This is a genomic window from Cellulosimicrobium cellulans (assembly GCF_024124905.1).
GTDB lineage: Bacteria > Actinomycetota > Actinomycetes > Actinomycetales > Cellulomonadaceae > Cellulosimicrobium > Cellulosimicrobium cellulans_G.
The window spans coordinates 1-15,179 of the sequence record NZ_JAMXST010000004.1 but is presented as its reverse complement, the minus strand read 5'-3'; the positions used below and the strand labels follow the sequence as shown (position 1 = coordinate 15,179).

General features: G+C 75.2%; 12 protein-coding genes and 1 rRNA gene. 8 read left to right on the top strand and 5 right to left on the bottom strand.

The features are described 5' to 3' along the window. Position 1 precedes the first annotated feature (1 nt). Positions 2 to 1,201, bottom strand: a complete 1,200-nt coding sequence (locus NHH00_RS12325) for a zinc-dependent metalloprotease (protein WP_253052558.1) — start codon at positions 1,199 to 1,201, stop codon at positions 2 to 4. A gap of 81 nt (positions 1,202 to 1,282) precedes the next feature. Here NHH00_RS12325 and vapB point away from each other — a divergent pair, with 81 nt between their 5' ends. Continuing rightward, positions 1,283 to 1,516 (top strand): type II toxin-antitoxin system VapB family antitoxin, encoded by a 234-nt coding sequence (gene vapB, locus NHH00_RS12320; protein WP_253052556.1) that lies wholly within the window; start codon positions 1,283 to 1,285, stop codon positions 1,514 to 1,516. Further along, positions 1,513 to 1,935: a type II toxin-antitoxin system VapC family toxin gene (locus NHH00_RS12315; protein ID WP_253052554.1), complete on the top strand. Its 423-nt coding sequence runs from the start codon at positions 1,513 to 1,515 to the stop codon at positions 1,933 to 1,935. Before vapB ends, NHH00_RS12315 begins: the two co-directional genes overlap by 4 nt. A 10-nt stretch (positions 1,936 to 1,945) precedes the next feature. Here NHH00_RS12315 and dacB read toward each other — a convergent pair whose 3' ends face one another. Beyond that, on the bottom strand, positions 1,946 to 3,445 hold the full coding sequence (gene dacB / locus NHH00_RS12310) for a D-alanyl-D-alanine carboxypeptidase/D-alanyl-D-alanine endopeptidase (protein WP_308202302.1): 1,500 nt from the start codon (positions 3,443 to 3,445) through the stop codon (positions 1,946 to 1,948). 159 nt (positions 3,446 to 3,604) lie between these two features. On the opposite strand from dacB, the gene NHH00_RS12305 reads away from it, so the two are divergent. Next, a complete protein-coding gene (locus NHH00_RS12305) occupies positions 3,605 to 4,108 on the top strand; it encodes an inorganic diphosphatase (RefSeq protein WP_034655165.1) in 504 nt (167 codons plus the stop codon). Between the two features lie 114 nt (positions 4,109 to 4,222). Here NHH00_RS12305 and NHH00_RS12300 read toward each other — a convergent pair whose 3' ends face one another. Both NHH00_RS12300 and NHH00_RS12295 read right to left on the bottom strand, forming a co-directional pair. Then, positions 4,223 to 7,465: a cell wall-binding repeat-containing protein gene (locus NHH00_RS12300; RefSeq protein WP_253052552.1), complete on the bottom strand. Its 3,243-nt coding sequence runs from the start codon at positions 7,463 to 7,465 to the stop codon at positions 4,223 to 4,225. Between the two features lie 86 nt (positions 7,466 to 7,551). Further along, the gene (locus NHH00_RS12295; protein ID WP_253052550.1) at positions 7,552 to 8,973 is read right to left on the bottom strand and encodes a C40 family peptidase; all 1,422 of its coding nucleotides are present in this window, start codon (positions 8,971 to 8,973) and stop codon (positions 7,552 to 7,554) included. A 375-nt stretch (positions 8,974 to 9,348) separates the two neighbouring features. Between NHH00_RS12295 and NHH00_RS12290 the strand changes: the two genes are divergently transcribed. The 5 genes from NHH00_RS12290 (at position 9,349) to NHH00_RS12270 (ending at position 14,821) form a co-directional block, all read left to right on the top strand. Further along, complete coding sequence (locus tag NHH00_RS12290; protein ID WP_253052548.1) at positions 9,349 to 10,686, top strand: bifunctional o-acetylhomoserine/o-acetylserine sulfhydrylase; 1,338 nt, start codon at positions 9,349 to 9,351, stop codon at positions 10,684 to 10,686. 101 nt (positions 10,687 to 10,787) lie between these two features. Next, entirely contained in the window at positions 10,788 to 12,047 is a 1,260-nt protein-coding gene (metX, locus tag NHH00_RS12285; protein ID WP_374614901.1) for a homoserine O-acetyltransferase MetX, read from the top strand. Positions 12,048 to 12,108: 61 nt separating this feature from the next. After that, entirely contained in the window at positions 12,109 to 12,819 is a 711-nt protein-coding gene (locus NHH00_RS12280) for a maleylpyruvate isomerase N-terminal domain-containing protein (RefSeq protein WP_253052546.1), read from the top strand. Positions 12,820 to 12,893: 74 nt separating this feature from the next. After that, the gene (locus tag NHH00_RS12275) at positions 12,894 to 13,853 is read left to right on the top strand and encodes a zinc-binding dehydrogenase (RefSeq protein WP_253052544.1); all 960 of its coding nucleotides are present in this window, start codon (positions 12,894 to 12,896) and stop codon (positions 13,851 to 13,853) included. Then, on the top strand, positions 13,850 to 14,821 hold the full coding sequence (locus tag NHH00_RS12270; RefSeq protein WP_253052542.1) for an alpha/beta hydrolase: 972 nt from the start codon (positions 13,850 to 13,852) through the stop codon (positions 14,819 to 14,821). The genes NHH00_RS12275 and NHH00_RS12270 overlap by 4 nt, the downstream gene beginning before the upstream one ends. A 277-nt stretch (positions 14,822 to 15,098) precedes the next feature. Here NHH00_RS12270 and rrf read toward each other — a convergent pair. Then, a 5S ribosomal RNA gene (gene rrf / locus NHH00_RS21240) occupies positions 15,099 to 15,179 on the bottom strand; the annotation flags it as partial.

The window sequence follows — 15,179 nt, the reverse complement described above, 5'->3', positions numbered from 1 at the left end:
CTCAGCCGTGGACGCGGCGCACCCAGGCGCGCGCGTCGGCGATCTCGCGGGCGGTCGGCAGGTTCTCGGGCGCCGCCCACACGGCGTTGAACCCGTCGCGCCCGACCTCCCTCTCGACCGCGCGCACGAACGCGGCGCCGTCGCGGTACTGCGCGATCTTGGCGTCCATGCCGAGCACCCGCCGGAGCACGACGTCGAACCCGGAGCGCCCCTCGCCGTCGCGCCGGGCCTCGAACTTGCGGCGGATGCTGCGCACCGTGCGCACGGTGCGGGGCCCGACGGCGTCCATCGCCACGTCGGCGTGGCCCTCCAGCAGGGCCATGACGGCCGTGACGTCGGCGAGGCGGTCCTGCTCCTCGGGCGTGAGCAGACCGTCCACGAAGGTCCCCTCCTCGCCGCGCACGGCGTGGAGGACGGCGCGCCCCACGGTGGCGAGCTTCTCGCGCAGCCGCGCCTCGGCGAGCCGGCGCGACGACGCGGAGAGCTCGGTGAGCAGCGCGCTCGCGCGCGTGCGCAGGTGGTCGGCGAGCCACGGCGCGGCGGCGAACTGCAGCGCGTGCGTCTGCTCATGCAGGCACACCCAGAGGCGGAAGTCGGCAGGCTTGAGATCCAGCGCGCGCTCCACCTGGAGGACGTTCGGCGCCACGAGCACGAGCCGCCCGGGCGAGCCGGTGGCCGCCGGGGACGGGCCGCCGTCGGGCACGACGCCGATCGCGGCCGCTGGCGCGGTGCCTCCCAGCCCGCTGTAGGGGTCGAACTGGCCGAGGACCCGGCTGGACAGGACTGCGAGGACCGACCCGACCTGGGCGGCCCCGACGAGCGCCGTCGCCTGCGGGACGCGTCCTCGCTCGCCGACGAGCGCGTCCGTCACGCCGTCGGTGAGCGACGCCATGATCTCGGTGTTGGCGCGCGCCCAGCGCGCACGGTCCACCACGTACACGGTGCCGAGTGCGGTCGTGGGCCCAGCCGTCGACCCGCCCGCGGCGGGACTCATGCGCGTCACGTCGAGCACGTGGGGCACGGCGGCCTGCGCCGCGCCGCGCAGCCCCTCGACCAGGTCGGCGAGCTCGTCGCGCGACGCCTGGGGTCCCGGGCGCGCGAGCCGGCCCGCGATCTGGGCGGCGGCCGACCAGTCGACGATCGAGGTGTCACCACGTGACGGGTCGCTGCCCGAACGGCCGTCCTGCTCGACGAGTGTCACCGTCTCACCGTATCCCGGGACCAGGGGTCGTGTGAGGAGTAAGGATATACTCCCGGGATATACGACCGAGGAGGCTTCCCGATGGTCCGCACGACGGTGTTCCGCAGCAACCGGACGCAGGCGGTCCGCCTGCCCAAGGCGGTCGCGCTGCCCGACGACGTCCGCGAGGTCGAGGTCCGGGCCGTCGGCAGGTCCCGCGTGATCACGCCGGCCGGCTCCGGGTGGGACGAGTGGTTCGACCACGGGCTCCGCGTCGCCGACGACTTCCTCCCCGACCGCGACCAGGGGACCGCAGAGGAGCGCGGCGCCCTGTGAGCACGCTCTACCTGCTGGACACGAACGTCCTGATCGCGCTCTTGCGGAGGAACGGCGCAGCCGCGCGACCGAGGCTTCGGGAGGCAGAGGGACGCGTCGCGGTCTCGACGGTGAGCGAGATGGAGCTCGAGTACGGCATCGAGCGGTCGGACGACCCGCATCGCAACCGTCAGGCCGTGGACGAGCTGCTGTCGCTCGTGGACGTGCTCCCCTTCGACGGTCTCGCGGCGATGCACGCCGGCCGCGTCCGCGCCCTCCTCGCCGCCCGCGGCACGCCCATCAGGCCCTACGACGCCCTCCTCGCCGGGCACGCCCGGTCGCTCGGGCTCGTCATGGTGACGAACAACGTCCGCGAGTTCTCTCGCGTCCCCGGTCTCGAGGTCGAGGACTGGCTCATGGAAACGCCGGACGAACCGTGAGCAACACCGTTCAGGCGGTGCAGCCGCACTCCGCGAGCGACGCGACGAAGTCGTCGAAGATGAGGCGCGCGCCGTACGTGCCGCCGTCGGGGACGGCGTCGGCCATGAGGGAGAACACGAGGAGGCGGTCGTCGGCCGTGACGACCGTCCCCGCGAGCGACGTGACGTTCGGCAGGCTGCCCGTCTTGGCCCGCACGACGCCGCGGCCCGCGTTCTCGAGGTAGCGCTCGCCGAGCGTCCCGGACAGTCCCGCGACCGGCAGCCCGACCGCGCCGGGCCGCAGCGACGGGTGCGCCGGGTCCGCGAGCAGGCCGACGACCTCGTCGAGCTGCGCGGGCGTGACGATCGAGCCGTCGCCGAGGCCCGAGAGGTCGGCGAGCGCCGCGCCCGTGAGGTCGACCCCGAGCCCCTCGACGGCCGTGCGGACGGCCTGCGTCGCGCCCGCCGCCGAGCCGGGCAGCCCCGCGTCGATCGCGACGATCCGCCCCACGACCTCGGTGATGGTGTTGTCGGAGTGCTGCAGCAGGTACGCGACGACCTCGCTCAGCGGCGCGGACTCCACCTCACCGACCGTGCGGCCGTCGTCGGGCGCCGGGGCGCGCACGACGTCGCCCGCCACGGTGACCCCCTGCTCGGCGAGCGCGGCGACGAACGCCTCCGCGGCGGACATCGCCGGGTCCTCGGCGCGCGGCGCGTACTCCTCGTCCTCGAGCCGCGCGATGTCGACCGCGAGCGCGGCGACGGGCGCGACGTAGCCGTTCCGGACGCTCGCCGGGTCGACCGTCGGCGCGACCGCGGCGCCCGTGAAGAGCGTGTCGTCGAGACGCAGAGAGATCGTCGTGCGACCCGTGAGCCGGAGCTCGCCCGCGACCTGGGCCGCGAGGTCGCCGAGGCCGGCCCGGCCGTTGACCGCCGTCGGGTCGCCCGCGCCGGCGGCGAGCATCATGTCGCCGCCCCCCACGAGGTAGACGGTCTCCTGCCCCTCGAGGACGGCGCGCGTCGGGAGGGTCGCGTGCGCGCCGGGAGACGTGAGGGCGGCCGCCGCGGTGAAGGTCTTGAGCGTCGACGCCGGGACGTGACCGACCGTGTCGCCGCTCGCGCCGAGCACGTCGCCCGTCGCCGCGTCGGTGACCAGGACGCCGACCCGGGGCCCGAGCCGGGTGTCCGCCGCGAGCGCGTCGACGAGGTCCTGCACGCTGCCCGCGGCCGGGACCGGGGCCGCGGCGTCGAGCGTCGGCAGCCCGGGCCCGAGCGGGGGCGCCGCGACGGCGCCCGGAGCCTCGGGGAACGGGTTCGGCTCCGGGGAGGGCGCTGCGGTCGTGAGCACGCCGGGGACGACGTCGTACGCGTCCGCCACGACGTACCCGCCCGCGAGGGCGAGCACGACGCCGACGGCGACGCCCGTGCGCGCTCCCCGGCCCATGCGCCTCTCTCGCCCCGTCCCGTCCGGGCGCGCCTGCTCGGCACCGGTGGGCACCGGTGCCTGGACCGGGACGTCGGGTGCGGGCACGTGCGCATTATCACTCAGCCCGCCAGCCCGCGGGGCCCGTGGGAACCCTCTCGCGCGGACGGCACGTGTCACACTAGTTCCCGCACGACGGCGTGGTCCGTCGTCCACAGACCCAGCCACCGCCCGAGCGTCGCGGTGCCGGTACGACTGGAGGAAGCAGTGGAGTTCGACGTCACGATCGAGATCCCCAAGGGGCAGCGCAACAAGTACGAGGTGGACCACGCGACCGGTCGCATCCGCCTCGACCGCATGCTCTTCACCTCGACGCGGTATCCCGACGACTACGGGTTCATCGAGGGGACGCTCGGCGAGGACGGCGACCCGCTGGACGCGCTCGTCCTGCTCGAGGAGCCGACGTTCCCCGGCTGCCTGATCCGCTGCCGCGCGCTCGGCATGTTCCGCATGCGCGACGAGGCCGGCGGCGACGACAAGGTCCTCTGCGTCCCGACGGGCGACCAGCGCGCCGCGTGGCGCCAGGACATCGACGACGTCTCCGACTTCCACCGCCTGGAGATCCAGCACTTCTTCGAGGTCTACAAGGACCTCGAGCCCGGCAAGTCCGTCGAGGGCGCCCACTGGGTCGGCCGCGCGGACGCCGAGGCCGAGATCGAGCGCTCCCTGCAGCGCGCCATCGACTCCGGGTACCACACGCCGGGCCACTGACGCCCGGCCCCCGGCAGCACGCACGACGGCGGCCGCTCACCTCGGGGAGGTGAGCGGCCGCCGTCGTGCGTCACCGGGCGCGGGACGGGCCGCGCCCGGGAAGGCACGCTCGCCTCAGCACTGCTCCAGACGCTCGACCGCCGGCGACAGCGACCCCGTGCCGCCGTAGAGGCGCACGTGCGCGACCTCGGTGGCGCGCAGAGCCGTCCGGACTGCGGGCGGCAGGCACCTCGACGGGACGACGAAGAGCGGCTCGCGCCGGAGGCCCGCCGCAGCGGCTCCCGCGAGCGCGTCGGGAAAGTCGGACCCTGCGGCGAGGTTGGCGGCCGCTGGCGACCAGATTCCCTGATCGTGCCACGTGCCGAAGACGACGTCGTTGACCGCCATCGCCGTCGCGTACCGGTCGGCCCCGCCCAGGCGCTCCGTCCCGACGACACCGGGCACTCGTCCGGCAGCGTGCTCGAGCGCCGGGCTCACCGCGCCCGAGCCGCCGACGACGGTCACGCCCCGGACGCCGAGCGTCTGGAACATCTGAACGACCCGGGGGTCGAGAGTCGTCGCGTTCCCGGGGACGAGGAGCACCGGGACGCCGGACGCCCCGGACGCAGCCCCGGCGGCGAGCGCGTCGGGGAACGACCTTCCGTCGGCGAGAACCACTCCCCCGACCTGAGTCCCGAACGCGTGCTCGACGACTCGTCGGGACGTCTGGTACCGGTCCTGCCCTGCGTACCGCCAGACCACCGGGGCGAGCGTCCCCGCACGCGACTCGACCGCGTAGGAGACTGCCCCCGGTCCCCCGACGACGACGATCCTCCGCGGCGCGAGCCGCCGGATCTCCTGCTCGACCACGGACGGGATCGCGTCACGACGCGTGAGGAGCAGCGCTCCGCCCTCGTACGCGGCCGCGGGGGCGGCGGAGAGCGCGTCGGCGAACGCCTCGCCCGACGCGAGGTACAGCACGGGGATGTCCGGGCCGAGCTCGCTCGTCGCGGCGACCGCCGTCGCGTAGCGGTCCTTGCCCTGCAGCCGATCGACCGTCGGGGTCGCAGAGGTTGCCGAGGGCTGCGGAGCAGAGCGGGCACCGACGCCGACGGCGGCCGTCGCCGAGAACGGCGCGACACCCGGCGCCCCGAGATAGACGGCCTGCACGGAGCGTTCCGGCGCCTCGGTCGCCCCCGGCCAGGCCCGCACGACGGCGGTCCCGTCACGCAGCGGCACGACCGCGACGGTCCGGCCGTCGACCACGAAAGCCACGTCGCCCTCCGCAGGACCGCCGTCCGCCCGCACGGTCGCGGCCAGCGGGAGCGCGTCGTCCGCCGGCCAGTGCGAGGGAGCCGACAGCTCGACCGCCGCCTGCTCCCCGACGATGGCAGCCGTCGTGTCCCCGCCCGCGGACACCGCGGAGAATCGCGTGCCCGCCGGCACACCCTCGACGGAGGCCTGCCCCGCGTCGTCACGGCCCCAGGCGACCACGGAGCCGTCGGAGACGAGGGCGACGGCGTGGTCGCGCCCGGCGTCGACGGCGACGAACCGCTCTCCGCGCGGCGGCGCCGGCGGGCTCGCCTGGCCGAACGTGTCACGCCCCCACCCCCGCAGCGTCCCGTCCGACAGGAGCCCGAGAGAGAACCCCTCGCCGGCGGCCACCTGGACGAACTTGAGCCCTGCGGGCGGCTGCTGCCCGGCGGTCGCGCCCTCCGCCGGGTCTCCCCAGCCCGCCACGGTCCCGTCGGCTCGCGCCAGGAGCGCGTGCCGGGTGCCGAGCGACACGTCGACCGTCGGGACCTGGACCGGCTGCTCCGGGAGCGGGAGCCAGGAGGACGTGGACGGGCCGTGGACGGACACGGCCCCCTTGTCCGTCGCCCCCTCGCTCGACAGCAGCAGCGAGACGCCGTCCCCCGCCTCGACCGCGACGTCGTCGTCCATCACATGGTCGCTTCCGCGCCCGCTGAAGGAGAGGTAGGTCTCCGGGGGCCCACCCGGACGCGCCGTGATGAACGCGGCGTGCGTCGTCCCGGCGGAGACGTCCACGACGCGGCTCCCCGTCGGCACCCTGATGCTGCTCCCTCCCGCCGCGTCGTCGCCGTATCCCACCGCCCCGCCGTCGGAGCGGACCAGGACGACCTGCTCCGGTCCGACGCTCACGCCGGTGTAGCGGACCCCGGTCGGCAGCGGCGGCGGGAGCTCGTCCTCGGGCCGCGCTCCCCACACGACGACGCCCGCGGCACCGGGGTGCAGCTCGTCGCGCACCGGGGCGTCCGGCACGGTCGCGGACTCGGGAGCGGTCAGCGTCAGGACGAGGCTCTCGGCAGCCCCCAGGCCCCAGGCCTGCGCCGCGACGTCGACCACGGGCGACTCGCCCGCCGGACGCTCGGGGACGGAGTACCCGTAGAGCGGCGCGCCCCACGAGACCAGCCTGCCCTGGTCCGTGACGACGAAGCCGTGGCGGTACGTGGCCGTGACGGCGACGGCGCGCTCACCCGGGTCGAGCACCGGGCCGTCCTGGACGACGGAAGCACCGCATCCGCGCCGCACGAGCGAACCGTCGGAACGGAGCGCGAAGGACGTGTCCATCCCTGCCGAGAGAGCCACGTACGGGCTCGACGCCGACACCGGCAGGTCGCCCTCGCCGCAGGAGCGGGTCGCCCAGGAGACGACGCGCCCGTCGGAGCGCAGCGCGAGGAAGTGGTACTCGCCCGCCACGAGGTCGACGTAGCGCAGCCCGTCCGGCAGCGCCGGGACCTCCGTCGAGTCGTCTCCCCATGCTGCGATCGTCCCGTCGCTGCGCAGGGCGGCGAACTTCCGGTAGGCGGCGGCGACCTCCGTGTACCAGACGCCGCTCGGCAGGGACGGGACGGCGTCCTCTCCCGCCCCGTCCGGCCGCGCGCCGACCACGACGACGTCACCAGCGGTCGTCAGGAAGTACGCGATGCCGTGCTCCCCCGCTCCCACCGCCGCGTACCGGACACCGTCCGGCAGCGCCGGGACCGTGACGGGCGAACCCCTGTAGGCGCCGAACGACACCGCCTGGCCGTCGCTGCGCAGCGCGAGGCCGAACCCGTGCCCGGCGGCCGCGTCCACGTAGTCCAGCCCCTCGGGGAGCGGCGGGACGTCGAGCTCGCCCGCCGTCCGGCGCTGCGGGTCGCCCCACGCCTGGAGTCGCCCTCCCGGAAGCTTCGGGACGGGCACCACCTCCGTGTGCTCGGTCGCCGCCGCCGTCGTCACCGCCGGTCCCGGCACGATCCCGACCGCGACGAGGGCAGCCGTGGCGAGGGCCGTCAGTCGCGCGCGTCGTCGGATGCGGGCCCGTGCTCCCTGTGCGCTCGATCGGTCGGTGTGCTCGTGCGCAGCAGTGCTCACGGATCCCCCTCCTGGTCAGGATGACGGAAACGTAGAGCACCGGTCCCGCGTCGAGCAAGACGCGGCCCCGCGGGACGCCGATGCGGTCAGGGACGGCCCGCGTAGGGCATCGCGTCGGCCCAACGCATCGCGACCTCGTGCACGGGGCTGCCGGGCTGGCGGGCCTCGATCATCATGCCGTTCCCGGTGTACAGGGCGACGTGGCGGATGGTCGACGGGTTCGAGGTGTCGTTGGCGTAGAAGATCAGGTCGCCGGGCCGGAGCTGGTCGTAGGAGATCTTCTGCACGCGCTGGTACTGCGACCGCGACGTGCGCGTGATGTCGACGCCCGCCGCGGCCCAGGCGCGCGACGTGAGTCCCGAGCAGTCGTAGCCCGGCCCGGTGCCGCCGAACACGTACGGGGCGCCGATCTTGGTACGCGCCCACGCGACCGCGGCCTGACCCTGCGCGGCGCTGCCGACGCCGGTCCCCGGGGGCGGCGTGACGACCGGCGGCGGGTCCGGCGTCGGCGCGGGGGCCGGGTTCGGCGCCGGGGCCGGATTCGGCGCCGGGTCGGGTGCGGGCGGGGCCGGGTTCGCCGGCGCGGGCGCGGGGTTCGCCGGGGCGGGGCTGCTCGCCGGCGGTGCCGCGGGCGCGGCCGACGACGTTCCCGTCGCCGGGGCCTCCGCACGGGCCCGGGCGGCGGCCTCGCGCTCGCTCGCGGCCTGGGCGTCGAGGGCGTCCTGGCGCTGGCGCTCGACGTCGACGCTCGTGGCCCGCGCGCGGGCGAGCTCGGCGAGGAGCGCCTCACGACGGGCCGCGGACTCCTGCACCGCGTCGGCGAGCGCGTCGGACGAGACCTGGGCGGCGGCGAGCGCGTCGCGGGCGCGGTCCTCGACCTCGCTCTGGTGCGCGAGCGCCGCGTCGGACCGGGCGCGGGCGGTGTCGGCGAGGGCGCGCGCGGTCGCGTGGGCGTCGACCGCCCGACCCGCGGTGCGCCCGGCGACGCGCTCGGCGTTCTCCCGTTCGACGACCTGGTCCACGCCGTCCGCGTCCAGGACGGCGCGCAGCGCGTCGAGGTCGGTGGAGCCCTGCCGGGACGCGCGGAAGAGCGCACCCACGGCTGCGCGGGCATCCGTCTCGCCCGCCCGGGCCGTCGTGAGCGCCTCCTGCGCGTCGCGGACCTCGGCGTCGGCCGCGGCGAGCGCGTCCTGCGCCGCCGCGTACTCCTCCGCCGCGGTCTCGACCGCTGCCTCGGCGGTGGACTGCCGGTCCCGCAGCGACGCGAGCTCGCCCTCGACCGTCGCGACGTCTCGGGCCGCGCCGTCGGCGGCCTCGTGCGCGGCGCGGACGTCGTCGTCGGACGGCGGGTCGGAGGACGCGGAGGGCGCGAGCCCGACGGCGAGCCCGAGCACGAGCAGGCCCGCCGAGGTCGCGGAGGCGAGGCGGCGGGGCCCGGCCGACGGGCGTCGCCGCGCCCCGTCGGCGATCTCCGGCCGCGCGTCGCGCGCCGACGTCACGTCGCCCATCGCACCTCCTCGACCGCTCGCTCGGCGTGTCCCGTTGACAGCACCCGCACGAGTCTGCCCAGAACGTCCGCGATGCGCCATCGGAGAGCGGTCGAGCTTCTCAGGATGTGGTCTCGCATCGCGAGACGCCTCTGTCGGGCAGTGCGGATCCGGCCTAGCCTCACGAGCATGTCCCGTCGAATGTGTCGCTGACCACCGCACACGTTCGCCTGCCCGCGAGACGTCGTCGACGACGATCTCGCCGTGGCGATCCCGTCCCGTGTGCGCCCCTCGCCGCGGTCGACGGCCGGCCTCCCGCCTCTCGCCCGCGCCGCACCAGCCCGTCCGGCGCGCCGTGCGCCGTCGTCCCACCCCACCACCCCGCAGGAGAGCACCATGAGCACCGAGAACGCCCCCGCCTGGTCCTTCGAGACGCGCCAGGTCCACGCCGGCCAGACCGCCGACCCGACGACCGGGGCCCGCGCGCTCCCGATCTACCAGACCACGTCGTTCGTCTTCCCCGACGCGTCCGTGGCCGCCGACCGCTTCGCGCTCAAGGACCTCGGCCCCATCTACACGCGCATCGGCAACCCGACCCAGGAGGTCGTGGAGAACCGCATCGCGTCGCTCGAGGGCGGCGTCGGCGCGCTCCTCCTCGCGTCCGGGCAGGCCGCGACGACGTTCGCGATCCTCAACGTCGCCGAGGCGGGCGACCACGTCGTCGCCTCCCCGAGCCTGTACGGCGGCACCTACAACCTCCTGCAGTACTCACTCGCCAAGCTCGGGGTCGAGACGACGTTCGTCGCCGACCCGCACGACCCGCAGGCCTGGCGCGACGCCGTCCGCCCGAACACGAAGCTGTTCTTCGGCGAGACGATCCCGAACCCGCAGGCCGACGTCCTCGACATCGAGGCCGTCGCGGCGGTCGCGCACGAGGTCGGCGTCCCGCTGATCGTCGACAACACGGTCGCCACGCCCTACCTGCTGCGCCCGCTCGAGCACGGGGCGGACGTCGTCGTGCACTCCGCGACGAAGTACCTGGGCGGCCACGGCTCCGCGATCGGCGGCGTGATCGTCGACGGCGGCACGTTCGACTACGCGGCGCACCCCGAGCGGTTCCCGAACTACAACACGCCCGACCCGTCGTACAACGGTCTCGTCTACGCGCGCGACCTCGGCGTGGACGGCATCCTCGGCGCGAACCTCGCGTACGTGCTCAAGGCCCGGGTCCAGCTCCTGCGCGACCTGGGCTCCGCGATCTCCCCGTTCAACGCGTTCCTCATCGCGCAGGGCATCGAGACGCTGTCGCTGCGCGTCGAGCGCCACGTCGCGAACGCGCAGAAGGTCGCGGAGTGGCTCGAGGCGCGCGACGACGTCCGCACCGTGCACTACGCCGGGCTCGTCTCGAGCCCCTGGCACGCCAACGCGCAGAAGTACCTGCCGCGCGGCGCCGGCGCGGTGCTCGCGTTCGAGCTCGACGGGGGCAGCGAGGCGGGGCAGGCCTTCGTCTCGGCGCTGCAGCTCCACTCCAACGTCGCCAACATCGGCGACGTGCGCTCGCTCGTCATCCACCCCGCGTCGACGACGCACAGCCAGCTCACGCCCGAGGAGCAGGCGCAGTCCGGCGTGACGCCGGGCCTCGTCCGCCTCGCCGTCGGCATCGAGCACGTCGACGACATCCTGGCCGACCTCGAGCTCGGGTTCACGGCCGCCAAGTCGTCGCTGGGCGCCTGAGCGACGACGCCCGCACGCGCGGCAGAGCCACGACGAGGACTGCGATGACGGATCTGGACAGCCGGGGCGCCCTGCGCGCCCCGGCCGTACAGTGGCCGACGGTGAGCCCTGTGAACGACGACCTCCTCTCCCCCGCCCCCGACGGTCCGCGCGGTCCCCGCGCGGACGCCGCGGCGGGTCACGGGGTCGCGCCGTCCCGCGCCCGGGTGAAGGCTCCGGTCCCGGCGACGGGAGCGTGGCGCGAGGGCGACCCGGCCGGACGACGGCGCTTCGCCGACGTCGGCACGTTCGACCTCGAGTCCGGCGCCCGCCTGCCCGACGTCCGCGTCGCGTACGAGACGTGGGGCACGCTCGCACCGGACGGGTCGAACGCCGTCCTGGTCCTGCACGCCCTCACCGGCGACTCCCACGTCAGCGGCCCCGCGGGCGAGGGTCACGCCACCGCGGGCTGGTGGGAGTCGCTCGTCGGACCCGGCGCGCCGATCGACACCGACCGCTGGTTCGTCGTCGCGCCCAACGTGCTCGGCGGGTGCCAGGGCACCACGGGCCCGGCGTCCACCGCGCCCGACGGGCTCCCCTGGGGCAGCCGCTTCCCGCGCGTCACGACCCGCGACCAGGTCGCCGTCGAGATCGAGCTCGCGCGGTCGCTCGGCATCTCGTCCTGGGCGTTCGTCGTCGGCGCGTCGATGGGCGGGCACCGCGTCCTCGAGTGGGCGCTCCTCGGCCCCGAGGCCGGGATCGACGTCGTCTCGCTCGCCGCGATCGCCACGACCGCGCAGACCACCGGCGACCAGATCGCGTGGGCGCACCCCCAGCTCGGCGCCATCCGTGCCGACCCCGGCTTCCGCGGCGGCGACTACTACGACGCCGCGGACGGCGAGGGCCCGCACGTCGGCCTCGGCATCGCCCGGCAGATCGCGCACGCCACCTACCGGTCCGCGCGCGAGCTCGACGACCGGTTCGGCCGCCTCCCGCAGGGCGGCGAGGACCCGTTCACCGACGGGCGCTACGCGGTGCAGTCGTACCTCGACCACCACGGCGACAAGCTCGCGCGGCGCTTCGACGCCAACTCGTACGTCGTGCTCACGGAGTCGATGCTCACGCACGACCTGGGGCGCGACCGCGGCGGCGTCGAGGCGGCGCTCGCCCAGGTCACGGCGCACGCGCTCGTCGTCGCGGTCGACACCGACCGGCTCTTCCTCCCCGCCGACTGCGCGCGCATCGCGGCCGGCATCCCCGGAGCCGAGCCGATGCGGACGCTCACGAGCGACTTCGGGCACGACGGGTTCCTCATCGAGTTCGACCAGCTCGGCCCGATCGTCGCCGACTTCCTCGGGGAACGGGCCGGCGTCCGCGACTGAGGACCGTCCACGGGATGGCGCCGTGGCGGGCGTGCCCGCGCCGTCCTGGCACGATGAGGAGATGGACAGCGACGTGACCGAGGCGGCCCAGCACCTGCGCGCCCAGTGGGACCGGCTCGACCGGTGGCTGCGAGACCTCGGGGACGAGCTGGACCGCGACGCCGGTCGGGCGAGCGTGCTCGACGGCTGGACCGTGGGCGAGCTCGTCACCCATCTCGGCCGCGTCATGGAGACCCTCGCGCTGTGCGGGCCGGTACCCGCCGGGACCGTCCCCCTCACGCTCGCCGAGTACCTCGGCACGTACCCGGAGCGCGCGGAGGAGATCGAGCACGCGACGCGCGCCCTCGACGAGCAGATCGCCGACGACCGCCTCGGGCACGTCGAGGCCTTCGCCGCCGCCGGCTTCGCGCGTCTCGACGACCTCGCCGACGAGCGCGTCGTGCAGGCGCGACGGGGGCCCATCACGCTCCTCGACATGGTGCGCTCGCGCGTCCTCGAGCTCGTCGTGCACGCCGACGACCTCGCCCGCACGTTCCCCGGCGTCCCGGCCGACCCCGTGGACCGTGCCGCGCTCGACGCCGTCGCGGCCGAGCTGCTGCGCGTCGTCGTCACGCGCGGCGGCTGGGCGCTCGAGGTGCACGACGCCCGCCTCTGGCTGCGGGTCGCGTGCGGCCGCGTCCCCTACGACGTCGACGAGCTCGCGCACGCCCTGGAGCCGGTGCACACCTCCGAGGCGGTGCCCGACCTCGGCCGGATGCTCCCGCTCCTCTGACCGCTCCCGGGCGGGTGACGCGCGGCACGCGGCCTCCCGTGGTTACGGCGCTGGCCGGACCGTAGGTTGGGGGCATGCTCGCCGCCTACGCCGACCACCTCGACCCCGACGACCCCCTGGCCGGGCTCGTCGTCGAGGAGCGCCCCGAACCCGACGCCCGCGAGCACTGGACGACCGTGGACGTGCGTGCGGCATCGCTCAACCACCACGACCTCTGGTCGCTGCGCGGCGTCGGGCTGCCCGCCGACCGGCTCCCCATGATCCTCGGGACGGACGCGGCGGGCGTCGCGCCCGACGGCAGCGAGGTCGTCGTGCACGCGGTGGTGGGCGCGGACGGGCACGGCGTCGGACCGACCGAGCGCCGGTCGCTCCTGTCCGAGCGCTATCCGGGCACGCTCGCCGAGCGCGTCGCCGTCCCGACCCACAACCTCGTGCCCAAGCCGTCGGAGCTGACCTTCGTCGAGGCCGCGTGCGTACCGACGGCCTGGCTCACCGCGTACCGCATGCTGTTCACCGCCGGCGGTGCCGCACCCGGGGACCGCGTCCTCGTCCAGGGTGCGGGTGGCGGGGTCGCGACGGCGGCCGTCGCCCTGGGTGCCGCCGCGGGACTCGAGATGTGGGTGACCTCCCGTTCGGCGGGCAAGCGCGCCGGTGCTGCCCGGCTCGGGGCCGCGGCGACGTTCGAGCCCGGCGCCCGGCTTCCCGCGCCGGTGGACGTCGTCGTCGAGACCGTGGGCCAGGCGACCTGGCGCCACTCGCTGCGCTCGGTGCGCCCGGGCGGGACCGTCGTCGTCGCCGGGGCGACCAGCGGCGACGCGTCACCGGCCGAGCTGACCCGCGTGTTCTTCCACGAGATCCGCATCCAGGGCGTGACGATGGGCACGCGCGACGACCTCGCGGCGCTGCTCCGGTTTCTCGCCCGGAGCGAGGTGCGGCCCGTCGTCGACCAGGTGCTGCCCCTGACCCGGGCTCGCGACGGCCTCGCCCGACTCGCCGCCGGGGAGCAGTTCGGCAAGGTGGTGCTCACGCCGTGACGTCGTCGGACTGGGGCCCGGACGTCCTCGGCGCCGGGTACGAGCAGCGCACGGTCCAGCTCGAACCCGACGACGAGGGCGAGGTCGTCGTGACCGTCGTGCGCCACGCTCCGGCGACCGACGAGCCGATCCGACCGGCGCGCGCCGTGCTGTACGTCCACGGCTGGAGCGACTACTTCTTCCAGACCGAGCTCGCCGAGACGTGGCGCGCGCTCGGCGCCGCGTTCTACGCCGTGGATCTCCGCAAGTACGGGCGCAGCCTGCGCCCCCACCAGACGCCCGGGTACGCCGACCACCTCACCGAGTACGACGCCGACATCGCGGCCGCGCTCGACGTCGTCCGGGCGGACCTCGGCGCGCACGCCGCGATCATGCTCATGGGTCACTCCACCGGAGGGCTCGTCGCGGCGCTCTGGGCGCACCGGCACCCGGGCGCCGTCCGGGGGCTCGTGCTCAACAGCCCGTGGCTCGAGCTCCAGGGATCGTCGGTCGCCCGGACCGTCTCGGGCCCCGCGATCCGCCAGCTCGCACGCTTCCAGCCCCGCACGCCGCTGCCGAACGTCGACCCCGGCTACTACGCCCGGACGCTGCGCGACCGCGACGACGGCACCTGGATGATCGACGACGCCTGGCGCCCCGTCCCGTCGTTCCCCGTCCGCGCCGGTTGGCTCCGTGCCGTCATCTCCGGCCATGCTCGCGTCGCAGCCGGGCTCGCCATCGACTGCCCCGTGCTCGTGCTCCTCGCCGAGAAGTCGCTGTTCAGCACCCGCTGGTCCGAGGACATGCGTTCCGCCGACATCGTGCTCGACGTCGAGCCGCTGGCGCGCCGCGCTGCGCACCTGGGCCAGGTCGTCACGATCGTCCGCATCCCCGGAGGGATGCACGACCTCTCCCTCTCCGCCCCGGAGCCGCGGGCACGGTTCTTCACGGAGATCGTGCGCTGGTCGGCGGCCTACGGGTGGGCCTGACGTCGACGACCACACGGCGTCCAGCCCAAGAACCACGGCTCTACCCCACGCGACCAGGGCTCTACCTCGGCCGACCACGGCTCAACCTCGACCGACCAGGGCTCTACCTCGCGTGACCGTGGCTCTACCTCGCGTGACCGTGGCTCTACCTGGCGTGGCCGGGTTCTGTCTTGCGGGAGGGGGTTCTGTCTCGGCCCGGGTTTGGGTCTGGGTCTGGGTCTGGGTCTGGGTATGCCGAAGGCCCACCCCGTGTGGGGTGGGCCTTCGGTGAAGGGTTGTCCGGCGGCGTCCTACTCTCCCACCCCGTCTCCAGGGCAGTACCATCGGCGCTGAAGGGCTTAGCTTCCGGGTTCGGTAT